General features: G+C 48.4%; 14 protein-coding genes. 3 read left to right on the forward strand and 11 right to left on the reverse strand.

Annotation, left to right across the window (positions count from 1 at the left end):
- Positions 1–3 precede the first annotated feature (3 nt).
- From HMPREF2551_RS05560 to HMPREF2551_RS05580, 5 genes are all read right to left on the reverse strand, one after another.
- A complete protein-coding gene (locus tag HMPREF2551_RS05560) occupies positions 4–486 on the reverse strand; it encodes a GNAT family N-acetyltransferase (RefSeq protein ID WP_003747064.1) in 483 nt (160 codons plus the stop codon).
- Positions 487–558: 72 nt separating this feature from the next.
- Positions 559–1,695: a 5-(carboxyamino)imidazole ribonucleotide synthase gene (locus HMPREF2551_RS05565; RefSeq protein ID WP_070837679.1), complete on the reverse strand. Its 1,137-nt coding sequence runs from the start codon at positions 1,693–1,695 to the stop codon at positions 559–561.
- 82 nt (positions 1,696–1,777) lie between these two features.
- Positions 1,778–2,347, reverse strand: coding sequence for an RNA 2'-phosphotransferase (locus HMPREF2551_RS05570; RefSeq protein ID WP_070837681.1), 570 nt, complete (start codon positions 2,345–2,347; stop codon positions 1,778–1,780).
- Positions 2,348–2,390: 43 nt separating this feature from the next.
- Positions 2,391–3,866, reverse strand: coding sequence for an anthranilate synthase component I (gene trpE / locus HMPREF2551_RS05575; protein ID WP_070837683.1), 1,476 nt, complete (start codon positions 3,864–3,866; stop codon positions 2,391–2,393).
- Positions 3,867–4,000: 134 nt separating this feature from the next.
- Positions 4,001–4,378, reverse strand: coding sequence for a hypothetical protein (locus HMPREF2551_RS05580; RefSeq protein ID WP_070695557.1), 378 nt, complete (start codon positions 4,376–4,378; stop codon positions 4,001–4,003).
- 135 nt (positions 4,379–4,513) lie between these two features.
- On the opposite strand from HMPREF2551_RS05580, the gene HMPREF2551_RS05585 reads away from it, so the two are divergent.
- Positions 4,514–5,134, forward strand: coding sequence for a Smr/MutS family protein (locus HMPREF2551_RS05585; protein ID WP_036490614.1), 621 nt, complete (start codon positions 4,514–4,516; stop codon positions 5,132–5,134).
- Positions 5,135–5,186: 52 nt separating this feature from the next.
- Here the strand turns inward: HMPREF2551_RS05585 and HMPREF2551_RS05590 are convergent, their stop codons facing one another.
- The 6 genes from HMPREF2551_RS05590 to dnaB all read right to left on the reverse strand — a co-directional run bounded on the left by HMPREF2551_RS05590 (position 5,187) and on the right by dnaB (position 10,057).
- The gene (locus tag HMPREF2551_RS05590) at positions 5,187–5,675 is read right to left on the reverse strand and encodes a PilX family type IV pilin (protein WP_070837685.1); all 489 of its coding nucleotides are present in this window, start codon (positions 5,673–5,675) and stop codon (positions 5,187–5,189) included.
- Between the two features lie 4 nt (positions 5,676–5,679).
- Complete coding sequence (locus tag HMPREF2551_RS05595; protein WP_036490618.1) at positions 5,680–6,228, reverse strand: pilus assembly PilX family protein; 549 nt, start codon at positions 6,226–6,228, stop codon at positions 5,680–5,682.
- Positions 6,207–7,142 carry a PilW family protein gene (locus HMPREF2551_RS05600; RefSeq protein WP_036490620.1) on the reverse strand — a complete coding sequence of 312 codons (936 nt, stop codon included), beginning with the start codon at positions 7,140–7,142 and terminating at the stop codon, positions 6,207–6,209. Before HMPREF2551_RS05600 ends, HMPREF2551_RS05595 begins: the two co-directional genes overlap by 22 nt.
- A 2-nt stretch (positions 7,143–7,144) precedes the next feature.
- A complete protein-coding gene (gene pilV, locus HMPREF2551_RS05605; protein WP_210400281.1) occupies positions 7,145–7,810 on the reverse strand; it encodes a type IV pilus modification protein PilV in 666 nt (221 codons plus the stop codon).
- A 15-nt stretch (positions 7,811–7,825) separates the two neighbouring features.
- A complete protein-coding gene (locus HMPREF2551_RS05610; RefSeq protein ID WP_070837689.1) occupies positions 7,826–8,491 on the reverse strand; it encodes a GspH/FimT family pseudopilin in 666 nt (221 codons plus the stop codon).
- Between the two features lie 159 nt (positions 8,492–8,650).
- The gene (gene dnaB / locus HMPREF2551_RS05615) at positions 8,651–10,057 is read right to left on the reverse strand and encodes a replicative DNA helicase (protein ID WP_036490624.1); all 1,407 of its coding nucleotides are present in this window, start codon (positions 10,055–10,057) and stop codon (positions 8,651–8,653) included.
- A gap of 154 nt (positions 10,058–10,211) precedes the next feature.
- On the opposite strand from dnaB, the gene HMPREF2551_RS05620 reads away from it, so the two are divergent.
- Both HMPREF2551_RS05620 and HMPREF2551_RS05625 read left to right on the forward strand, forming a co-directional pair.
- On the forward strand, positions 10,212–10,793 hold the full coding sequence (locus tag HMPREF2551_RS05620; protein WP_003683473.1) for a superoxide dismutase: 582 nt from the start codon (positions 10,212–10,214) through the stop codon (positions 10,791–10,793).
- A 225-nt stretch (positions 10,794–11,018) separates the two neighbouring features.
- Entirely contained in the window at positions 11,019–12,560 is a 1,542-nt protein-coding gene (locus tag HMPREF2551_RS05625; protein WP_003747033.1) for an L-lactate MFS transporter, read from the forward strand.
- The last annotated feature ends 5 nt before the right edge of the window (positions 12,561–12,565 follow it).

Here is a 12,565-nt window from a genome sequence, read left to right on the forward strand (position 1 = left end):
AAATTACAGGTATTTGCGCATCAATTCGCATTCGACGCGGACGGTTTTGTTCAGTTGCAACACGGCAGTGCCGAGCGATTCATAACGGTTGAGGCGATAGAAAGGCACGGAATTGAGCGAGGCATACAGTTTGAGAAAGCTGAGGCCTGCATTTCGGGCCATTTCTTCGGCGCGGCTGAGCAGGGCCGTGCCCAAGCCGAGATTGTGGAAGAGCGGATGGACGTATAAGGCGTCCAGTTGCGCTTCTTTGAAATCGACTTGGAAGAAGCCTTGAATCAGCCCTTTGTATTCGACCACCCACAAGGCTTTGTTTTTATCGGAGATGGTTTCCAAATAGCTGTTGATGTCGAGCAGACTTTCCCACGCGTGCATAATGGTTTCGTCGTAACTGCGGATGCAGGCGTATTGAACGGCATGCAGATGGGCGTTGTGTATGGCTTGGCAGTCTTTTTCGGTTGCCGGACGGAGGATGGTCAGAAGGCTCATGGCGGATGGTCGGAAAAATTGATTTCAGACGGCCTTTGGCAATCAAAGGCCGTCTGAAAAAAGTGGGTAAGGTTACAGGCTTTGATGTAAGGTTTGTGCGGTTTGGAACGCGTTGTCCGCATCGTTGGCCAAGACGGTAAAGTGGCCCATTTTTCGGCCTTTGCGCGCGGCTTTTTTACCGTAAAGATGCAGATGTGCATTCGGGTTGCTTTGCAGCGGCAGCCATTCGGGTTCGCCGCCGTCTTCTTTCCAAACGTCGCCCAAAATATTCGCCATACAGCAAGAACTCAGCAATTTAGTGTCAGCCGGAGGAAGGTTGCACATCAGGCGGACTTGTTGCTGGAATTGGTCTGCCGCGCAGGCGTCGATGGTATGGTGGCCGGAATTGTGCGGACGCGGTGCGATTTCGTTGACGACCAATTCATGTGTGTCGCCGACAACAAACATTTCTACCGCCAATACGCCGATGTAGTTCAATTCATCGGCCAAACGCTGCGCCATCTGCCGCGCCTGTTGCTGAATGTCGGCACTCAGTCGGGCAGGGACGATGGAGTAGGCGAGGATGCCGTTTTCGTGGATGTTTTCGGCAGGGTCGAAGGTTTGCACGTTATCATTGTTCAGACGGCATACGATAACGGAAATCTCGCCGCGCAAATCCACCATTTTTTCCAAAACGCAATCCACGCCGCCGTGTTCGGCAAATGCGGCTTTGAGTTCATTCAATGTTTTGACGCGGATTTGGCCTTTGCCGTCGTAGCCCAAAGTAGCCGTTTTCAGGATGCCGGGTAGAAATTGTACGCTTTCTTCAGTGATGTCTTCGGCTTTGCAAACCGCTTGATACGGTGCGGTTTGCAGGCCTGCTTTGCGTATCCATGCCTTTTCCTGAATGCGGTTTTGCGCGATGGCAACGCAGTCGCCGCTGGGGGAAACATTGGTGTGTTTGGCGAGAAAACGCATCGCGTCGGCATTGACGTTTTCAAACTCGGTCGTAACCGCGGCACATTTTGCCAATTCTTCCAAAGCGGCCGGGTCATCAAACGGTGCGCACAAATGGCGATCGGCAAATTCCGCTGCCGGCGCATTCGGGTCGGGATCGAGTACGGTTACTTTGTAGCCCATGGTTTTGGCAGCAACAGTAAACATTCTGCCTAATTGTCCGCCGCCGAGGATGCCGAGCATGGCAGGAGGGAGGATGGGGGATGTGTTCATGGATAATCGCTTTATGAAGAAATTGGGTAGGGTGCTTGCAGGCCGTCTGAACATGGTTTACGGCTTCAGACGGCCTGATGTTTTAAAGCTTGCCGATAAATTGTGGCGGAACGTTTTCAGTTAACCATACGCCGTTGTCCGCCAGATAAAATTGATGTCCTGCCGTAAGCATGGCGACAGTGTCGATGGTCAATACAACCGGCTTGCCGTGGCGGGAGCCGACTTTGACGGCTGTTTCGGCATCGGCAGACAGATGGACAAAATGGCGCGAGGCAGAATGCAGACCTTGTTCCAAAATAGACGGAACAGAGCGCTCAGCCGTACCGTGATACAAAATCTGAGGAGGCGTTGCCACTTTGTGTTCAACCTGAACTTGTGCCGTCGAATGACCTTGCGCAGCGCGGATGCGTTTGCCGTCTTCTGATACGGTAAACCGTTTTTTATCGTTGTTTTCAACCACTTCCAACAATACCTCATAGGTCAGCGGATTGCCCGTAAAGCCGCGCTCGGGATGGTTTGCCTGCGTCAGTAGGGTATCAATATCCACCCAGCCGTCTTTATCCAAAGTAATACCGATTTGCTCGGGATGATGACGCAAGATAAAGCTGAGGAATTTGCTGATGGATTTTAGTTGTTTTTCGTTGAGTATCATAATCTTATTTTTTAGTCATTTCAGAGCGCAGGCTGTCTGAAAATTATTTATCCAACCCTTCTTGCACCATTTGCGCTGCGCGGATTACTGCCCGGGCTTTGTTTTGGGTTTCCTGCCATTCGGATGTCGGGTCGGAGTCGGCAATTACGCCTGCGCCGCTTTGGACGAAGAGGGTATTGTTTTTAATCACGGCAGTGCGGATGGCAATGGCCAAGTCCATGTCGTTGTTGAAACTCCATACGCCGACTGCGCCGCCGTAGATGCCGCGTTTGCTCGGTTCAACTTCTTCGATGATCTCCATGGCGCGGACTTTGGGGGCGCCGGAGAGTGTGCCGGCGGGGAACGTGGCGGCGAGGATGTCCATGTTGGTGATGCCGTCTTTCAGACGGCCTTCGACGTTGGAAACGATGTGCATTACATGAGAGTATTTTTCAATCACCATTTTGTCGGTGACTTTGACTTCGCCGGTTTTGCTGATGCGGCCGACGTCGTTGCGTCCCAAGTCAATCAACATGACGTGTTCGGCAATTTCTTTGGCGTCGCTCAGCAGGTCTTGTTCGTTGGCGAGGTCTTCGGCTGGTGTTTTGCCGCGCAGGCGCGTGCCGGCGATAGGGCGGACAATAACATCGTCGCGTTCGCGGCGGACGAGGATTTCGGGGGAAGAGCCGACAATATGGAAATCGCCGAAATCGTAGTAGAACATATACGGCGATGGGTTCAGCGTACGCAGGGCGCGGTAGAGGGCAAGCGGATTGTCGGTAAATTCCATGCTCATGCGTTGGCTGGGGACAACCTGCATGCAGTCGCCTGCAAAGATGTAGTCTTTGATTTTGTTGACGCAGGCTTTGAAAGGTTCTTCGCCAAATTCGCTGACTGCTTGGGTTTGTTTGCTGCCGAGCGAGAGCGGGATGGCGCAACTTTGGCGTAACTGGGTACGGATGTCTTCAAGACGTTCGCGCGCGCGTTCGTAGCTGTCGGCTTGAGACGGATCAGCGTAAACAATCAGGTAGATTTTGCCGCTTAGGTTATCCACTACGGCAAGCTCTTGCGAGAGCATCAGGAGGATGTCGGGCGTACCGAGCGGATCGGCTTTGGCCGTATGTTTCAGGCGGTGGGCAAAATGTTCGAAATTATAGATGGTTTCATAACCGAAGTAGCCGACCAAGCCGCCGGTAAAGCGCGGCAGGCTTGGGATTTCGGGCGTTTTGAAGCGGTTGTGGAAGGCTTCGATAAAGGGTAGGGGATTGCCGTCGTGTTGTTCGATGATTTTTCCGTTTTGATACACATCGACATGTTTGCCGCTGGTTTTGAGATAGTGGCTGCAAGGCAGGCCGATAAAGGAATAGCGGCCGAAGCGTTCGCCACCGACAACGGATTCGAGCAGGTAGGTGAAAGGCTTGTTGGCTAGTTTGAGGTAGATTGAGAGCGGTGTATCCAAATCGGCAAGCAGCTCTTGAACGAGTGGAATGCGGTTGTAACCTTGTGCGGCTTGGGCTTGGTATTCTTGTTTGCTGATCATCTTGATAAGTCTTTCAGACGGCCTGTTTCAGGGTGTTAAATCGTGTGAAGAGTATAGCATTTTATTGGAATTGTTGACAGTCTGAGCGCTATGTCAGATATGGAAAACGCCGTCTGAAAAGACGGCGTAAGGTATCAGGCGAGGGTATCGGAAATTTTGTTTTTCCGGCTTCGTTTCCACTTGAAGACATAAGCGGCTACAACGGGAATCAGGGAGATAATGGATTTGAATGTCCAGCCTGAATACCATGTGCCTTCGGGAACGTCGCTTGCAAGCCAAGTGAAGTACGGCCACCAGCAGGCAACCAGGCTGCCGAGAAATAGCGGCCAAATATGACGGCTTAAGTTGCGTTGCCACAAGAGGAAGCATGCAATCGCCCAAATAAAGGTCAATACGGTAATCAGGAGGATGGTGTAGGCATCTGAAATCAGGATGGCGGCGAAGTAGTAGCTGAGTGCGACCCATAATAGGGCAAGTACCAAAACAATAATTTCTTCCGGGCGTTTAAACATGATTTTTCTCTTTGTAAGACTGACAAGGCGACAATACTATACCCTAAACAAGGTGCGATGATAAGAGTCTTTCAGACGGCCTTGTAATCGGGTTTGCTATAATGTGTGCAATCAATTTTTTGGAAAGGACAAACCATGACGGCAAACTTTCAAGAAACGCTGAAGGCTTTGGGCAAACAGGCGAAAAAGGAAGCTGCGGAGCGGGAGGCGGAAGCGAAGGCTAAAAAGCAGGCGGAAGATGTGGATTTCAGCAAGGCGGTTGGCAAGGTTACACCTTTGAAAAATGCCGGCAACTATTATGAACAGCCCCGCGATAAATCGCCTATCAAACCGCGACCTAAAGAAATGGCGACTTTGGAGCAGGAAGATTATTTTTATGTGGGCAGCGGCGGCTGGGAAGAACCGCCGGCTTCGTTCAGTAAAAACGGACAGGGTAAAAATGATTTGATGCGTTTGCGAAACGGCCATTATCCTGTTGTGGCTGATGTAGATTTGCACGGCTATACGCAGGAAGAGGCGCAGCAGGTATTGAACGAATTTATTGAATTTACGAAAAAACGCGGTGTTTGCGGCGAGATTGTCCACGGCAGTGGCTTGGGTTCTGCAGGTTATAAACCGGTTTTGAAAAATATGACGCGCCGCTGGTTGATGCAGCATCCTGACGTGTTGGCTTATGTCGAGCCTCGACAAGGCAATGATGGCGCAGTCAGGATTTTGTTGAAGCGTCAACGCCGAGACGATGATTGGAAGCAGTAAAATATAAAAAGCAGTGTCAGTAAGATGACACTGCTTTTTTATGGTTGTCAGACTAAGAAGATTTCTTTTTGGAAACCGATTCGCAACCTTTTCCATTGGTCATTGTGGTTTTAGAATCTTTGGCAGAATTAATATCAGTGCATTTGTAAGCATTGCCCAAGCTATCCATCCAAACGGAAAGGGTATAGCCTGTTTTTATGGGAATAGCTTTCAAACGATAGGCTCGGCTTGTACTGGCATCAATCATTTCGGCAGAGTATTGGTATTTGTCTGCCAAATCTTTATGGACTTTGTATGAGGAAATAAAGTCATCCAATTTGGTTTTAATCTCATCAGTTTTCCACTTTGGATTTTTAACCAACTGGTTTTTAAAAGCAGAATTGATGGCGACTAACTCGGCATGCGCTTGTGATTGGTAGCCGCGTTCAATGTAGCGGTTGTAAGAGGGAATGGCAATGACGCTCAGGATGGCTAAGATGGCGACGGCAATCATCATCTCAACCAGCGTAAAGCCTAGTTGTTGGGTAGAGGTGGTATTCATTTTATTATTCGCTGGCAACGTAAGACTGAAGGACGACTTGGGTATTGGCATTCTTACCCCATGCTTTGGCAGTAACGCGGTAGGTAATTCGACCCTCAGTAGTTTTACCTAAATATTCGATAATGTAGCGGGGATTTTTTGCAATGCCGCTATTTTTACCTAGAGAGTATTCTTTACCGTTGGCATCGATGCAAAGATTTTGATTTTTATCACATTTTCTTTTCCAGGCATCTTCCGTAGCGGTTTCTTCGATGGCTTCGCTGTCAGATTTCACGTTAGGTGTGGCGCAAAAACCATCTTTACACTCTTTGGTAAAATTAGTCTTTTTCCCTTCAATATCAAAAATTTGATTTTCACCTTCACGCAATGCGGCTTCGGCCAAGGTGGTTGCCAGTTTGCGGTCGGCATCGTTGGTGCTGATACGCTGTTCGGTATTGTAGGACTGGGTGGCTGTAACCACGAGCAGGGCGATGACGATCATCATCATTAATACGATAAACAAAGCATAGCCTTGCTGCCGGTCAGGTTTAATTAGAGTGATCGGTCGGCGCATACGTTTCCTCCGCGGATGGTGGCATTAATATTGTAGATATCGACTTTATTGTCTTGTTCTTTCGATGGGTCGATACTGCCGTTATTCAGTACGATTTGGATTGAGGCGGGAGACTTGGCTTCAGCTGAGCTATCCAATGCGGTTTTGTAATCAAAGGATTCTGTATTTACTCCGCTGGCAGAGGCATTTTCAGAATGAGGACATTCTGCATAGATATAGTGGATATCCATAGTAGTGATGCCTTTAATCAGGAGCTGCGGATTACTCCATGAGCCATCATTTGATAATTGGAAACGGAACAAACCGCTCTCTTCGCCAAGTTTACCGACAGCGTAGGCAATCATTTCATGCTTCATAATGGCGATACTGCCGTTTTGATCAGAGTCGGTCATTTTCAAAGCCGTTTTTGCCGCATCCAAATCTTTAATTTCTGTTTGAGGTTTGGCAATACCGAAACAGCTGCTGACAATGGCAGTTTTTGCAGCAGGGTTTGCTTTGTCGATTCCATATTGAAACAGCAGGGCTTTGCCGGTTTGAGCAAAGCCTGCATAGCCTAATTTATTGATTTCTTTAATCGGTAACAGATTATTCACACCCGTCGTTTTCAATGTATATTCATCTGAGCTTTTGTCTTCTATCACTGCAGAGGCAGGAAAATTAGACATATTGAAGCAGCCGAAATTGCCTGCCATACGCGCATCGCGGACAATCATATTGGCGGCGTTGCGCAAATCTTGTTGGATACCGATACGGGTGTTGGCAGATTTGTTCAATCCGCGTGCAGTAAAGTAGGTGGAGCTGACCGCCATTAAGACGATCATGCTGAGCAGGCTGGCAACCAGAAATTCAAGGATGCTGAAACCGCGCATCGCGGTTTTATTGGGAATATGGTTGAGTAAGCGTTTATTGTTCATTGTTAGTCTCTTACGCGTGATTGGTAGGTATAGACAACGTGATACCCCGATGTATTGAGATTTTTTGCGGTATTTTCTTCTTCAACATCTTGCAACCATAAAACTTTCACGATGGTTGTGTCGCCTTTGCCATCGCATTTTGCGTTAAACCCCTTTTCGTAAGTCGGCTCTGCACCGGAAGAATCTTTGCAGATAGTCGAGAAGACTTGGGCTTCGGGAAGGGCTTTGGCTAAATCGGCTTTAAACTGGGCAATTTGAGCTTGTGCAAGTTGCGCTTTTGTCATTTTTTCTTTAAATTCATTGGTTTGCTTTGAGTCTTTCAGCTGTTCAGAGCTTGATGTGATGTAAGCATCGTAGGATTTTTTATAACGGGAGGTTTTGTCGCCTGCAGTATCGGTTTCTTCAGAGAGCGTCGGGTTAATGAGCATGCCTTCGATTAGATTTTGTGTAATTTGGGCGACAGTGGTTTGATTTTCAGACTCACGCACGTTAGATACGGTACGCAGTTGGACAGCCAGAAGGGCGAGCACACCGATGGCAAGGACAAACATGGCAATCAAAACTTCAATCAGGGTCATGCCTGATTGAAGTTTTGGAGTAAAGCTTGTTGGGCTCGTTTTCAGACGGCCTTTAAATGATCTGAGATGAGTAGGATTAGTAATGTTCATAAGATACCGTTGTTATTATTTGGAAGTGTATTCGCATATTTTGCGCTCATCGTTTTTAGCACAGATTTCGACATGCCCATTGCCATTGACTAAAAGTACGGTAGCACGGGCTTTCTTGGTTTCAGCATCGGCGGCGGATTTATCCGTCAGGCTGATTTTGATGTAGCCGTCTGAAAATTGATAATTTTTGCCATCGGTCGAATGGCCAAATGTACCATTGGGAAGAAACCTCCACCAGACTTCTTTTGAAGCTGAAGAAGAGAGGGCAGGGCGCTCAGTACCGGTAGGGATATGGTTGAAGCTGTATTCCACTTTGTCGGTATCCCCATTAAGGATAATGGAGCGGACGGATAAATCGACTGTATCGTTTTTATAGTTGGAATCTCCGTTTTTATCGGCGTAGGCCAACATACCATTTCCGGCATATTTGGAATCGCAACTATTATTGGGCGAGCCATCGGATTTGATTTTGACCGGGCAGATGTAAACGGGAAGATTGAGACGGACGGCCTCATTTCGCGCGAAACGCAGCAGATTGGCAATTTGCTCTGCTTGCGATGCCGCACGTCTGGAGGCAATCCATTGATTCATATTTGGGAATGCGATGACGGCCATTACTGCGGCAATAGTAATGACGATCAGCAACTCGATTAGAGTGAAGCCTTTTTGTGTCTGATACATGAGTGATTTTGGGGTAGTAATGTGTTGGGGTAACCGACGTTTTCTCTTTTTGCATTTGCTTGTGGCAATGCTTTTGCTTTTATTGGATTTATTCTAAACGATTTTGGAATGCGTGACTAATAAAATATGAAATTCGGTTAGTTTTTCAGATAACTTGTCTCAATCTTCCATCAACATGGATTCTGGAACATAGGCAGCATTATCAAATTTGGTAAATTGGCCCATCCAAGTGAGGAACACTTTCCCGACGGGACCGTTACGGTGTTTGCCGATAATACATTCCGCCAAGCCTTTTGCGGGTGATTCTGAGTTGTAGTATTCATCACGATACATGAACATAATCAAGTCGGCATCTTGTTCGATTGCGCCGGATTCACGCAAGTCGGACATCATCGGGCGTTTGTCGGTACGCTGCTCAACGGTACGGCTCAACTGCGACAGGGCAATGACGGGAACTTGCAATTCTTTAGCCAATGCTTTGAGGGAGCGGGAAATTTCGCCAAGCTCGGAAGCGCGGTTGTCAGAACGGCCGGAGCCTGACATCAATTGCAGGTAGTCGATGACGATCAAACCCAATTTGCCGTTGAACTGGCGCGCAAGACGACGGGCGCGGGCGCGCAGTTCGAGCGCGGTCAACCCCGGAGTTTCATCGATATACATGGGCGCATCGGAGAGTTTAACGACCGCTTCGTTCAGACGGCCCCAGTGTTCGTCTTGCAATCTGCCGGTTTTTAAAACGCTTTGATCCAAACGTCCGACTGAACCCAGCATACGCATAACCAGCTGCGCACCGCCCATCTCCATCGAGAATACGGCGACAGGCAGCTTGCCCTCTACGGCAACGTGTTCGGCAATATTGATCGAAAAGGCGGTTTTACCCATAGACGGACGGCCTGCGACGATGATCAAATCGCCCGGTTGAAGGCCTGATGTTTTTTTGTCGAGATCGATAAAACCAGTCGATATGCCGGTTACCTCATCAGGATTGTCGCGCGAATAAAGCATATCGATGCGCTCGACCACTTCTTTCAAAAGGTCGGGCATCTCAAGAAAGCCTTGTTTGGATTTGGCGGTACTTTCGGCAATTTGGAATACTTTGTTTTCTGCCTCGTCCAAAAGCTGGCCTGCATCGCGCCCTTGCGGATTGTAGGCGCTGCGTGCAATTTCCGTGCCGACTTCGGCAAGCTGGCGCATGATGGAGCGTTCGCGCACGATTTCGGCGTAGCGGCGGATATTGGCTGCGGATGGTGTGTTTTGCGCCAGCGTAATCAGATAGTTGAATCCGCCTGCCGCTTCCAATTCTTCATTGCGTTCCAAACTTTCTTGAACGGTAATGACGTCGGCAGGGCGGCTTTCGTTAATCAGATTGGCAATGGCACGAAAAATCAGGCGGTGTTCGTGGCGGTAGAAATCTTCGCCGGAGACGACATCGGCAATACGGTCCCAAGCAGAATTTTCCAGCATCAGACCGCCCAAAACGGATTGCTCCGCTTCTGTGGAATGCGGCGGTAGTGATAATGCGCTGATTTCACGGTCTTCAGACGGCATGTCGGAATAATTGCTCATGACGGGCATCTCTGGCTGGAAAATTGTAATCCGCTATTATAACGCAGTGTAAGTTCAATTGGTTTGTTTAGGCTAAAGCAGGTAAAATAGTCATGTTGTCAATATGACGACACACACTACCAAAATATAAATATCAACAATCAGGAGCACAAAAATGGAACATAAGCTGCCACAACTGCCTTATGAACTGGACGCATTGTCCCCACATCTGACCAAAGAAACTTTGGAGTTCCACTACGGCAAACACCATCAAACCTACATCACCAATTTGAATAATCAAATCAAAGGCACTGAGTTTGAAGAAATGCCTTTGGAAGAAATCGTGAAAAAATCTTCCGGCGGTATGTTCAACAACGCTGCCCAAACTTGGAACCACACTTTCTACTGGCTGGGCTTTACCCCTAAAGGCCAAGGCAAACCTGCCGGTGAATTGGCTGCGGCCATCGACGCCAAATGGGGCAGCTTCGAGAAATTCCAAGAAGCGTTCAATGCCTGCGCGGCCGGTACTTTCGGTTCCGGTTGGGCATGGTTGGTGAAAACGCCTGCCGGCGAATTGGATCTGGTTTCTACTTCCAATGCAGGTACTCCGCTGACTACTGAAAATACTCCGCTGTTGACTTGCGACGTATGGGAACACGCCTACTACATCGATTACCGCAACAGCCGTCCTAACTACCTGAAAGGTTTTTGGGAAATCGTTAACTGGGATGAAGTCGCCAAACGTTTCGCCGCATAAAACGATATGAATGGAAAGGCCGTCTGAAAGATTTTCAGACGGCCTTTTTGTTGATATTGGATGAGGAAAATGGTTTAGATGAATGTTTTTTCTGTCTGATACGCAAAATTATCATGGAGCGGACAAAAAGGAAAATGGGAGATTAATGTTACAATATTGTTAACAATTTTTCGATTCCATATGATATGGAATCAGCGTTTGACATACATAAGATAAGAGGATTTTATGAAGTTTTTAGACCGTGAGGCGACCATTGCCAAACCCGGCTTTAATCGTTGGCTGGTACCGCCTGCCGCTTTGGCTGTGCATCTTGCCATCGGGCAGATATACGCTTATTCCGTGTTCAATGCGCCTTTAACCAAGCTTATCGGTATCACTGAGTCGGCTGCCGGAGATTGGAAGCTGACCACGGTGGGTTGGATTTTCAGTATTGCCTTGGCAATGTTGGGCGCGTCTGCGGCCATGTTTGGTACATGGATGGAACGCGTTGGGCCGCGTAAGGCGATGTTTGTTGCCGCCTGCTGCTTTAGCTTGGGCTTTTTTGTGTCAGCAATCGGCGTCCATACGCACAATCTGTTTTTGCTTTATTTGGGCAACGGCGTGATTGGCGGGATTGGTTTGGGCTTGGGCTATATCGGGCCTGTATCGACATTGATGAAATGGTTTCCCGATAAACCGGGCATGGCGACAGGCTTGGCGATTATGGGTTTTGGCGGCGGCGCGATGTTGGCCTCGCCTTTGTCGGTATCGCTGATGAGTTTTTTCTCCAGTGAAACTTCGGTTGGCGTCGCGCAGACTTTTGTGGTTTTAGGGTTGTTTTATTTGGTGTTGATGATGTTTGGCGCGTTTACGATCCGTGTACCTGCCGATGGCTGGAAACCTAAAGGTTATGTTGCGCCGAAAAACAAAAGCAAATTGGTCAGCAGCAATCATGTCAATGTCTCACAAGCCATGAAAACGCCGCAATTTTGGCTCTTGTTTTGGGTATTGTGCTTGAATGTAACGGCCGGTATTGGTGTGTTGGGACAGGCTTCCGTCATGATTCAGGAGCTGTTTTCCGAGGCTTCTGTGGGAAAACAAGCGGCCATTGGTGCGGGCGCGGCGGCAGGTTTTGTGAGCCTGTTGAGCCTGTTTAATATGGGCGGCCGCTTTTTGTGGTCCAGCGTGTCCGATAAAATCGGCCGTAAAAACACTTATACCATTTTCTTTGTACTCGGTTCGCTGTTGTATTTTGCCATTCCGTCTATTGGCGGGAGCGGTAACAAGGCTTTGTTTGTCATTGGTTTCTGCGTCATTATTTCCATGTATGGCGGCGGTTTTGCAGCCATTCCGGCGTATTTGAAGGATTTGTTCGGCACTTATCAAGTCGGTGCAATCCACGGCAGGATTTTGCTGGCATGGTCAACTGCGGCCGTTATTGGCCCGGTGTTGGTTAACTATATCCGCCAAAGTCAAATTGAAAGCGGTGTTCCGGCTGCCGAGGCTTATAGCATTACCATGTACATCATGGCGGGTTTGTTGATTGTCGGTTTGCTGTGTAACCTGAGTGTCCGTTCTGTTCATGAAAAGCATCACGAGAAAGACATTAAAGTAGCAGCACATAGCCGCAATCCCGATGATGAAACCGCTGTATCCGATGCCTATCTGATTAGCAAAAAAGTATCAGCGGGCGGTATCGGCGTATGGTGGCGCTGGGCTTTGGTCTGCATTCCTTTGGGCTACGGCGTTATTATGGTGTTTGTGAAAGCCTTAAGTTTGTTTAATTGATTGTT

Origin of the sequence: Neisseria sp. HMSC066H01, assembly GCF_001837375.1 — a bacterium.
Lineage (GTDB): Bacteria > Pseudomonadota > Gammaproteobacteria > Burkholderiales > Neisseriaceae > Neisseria.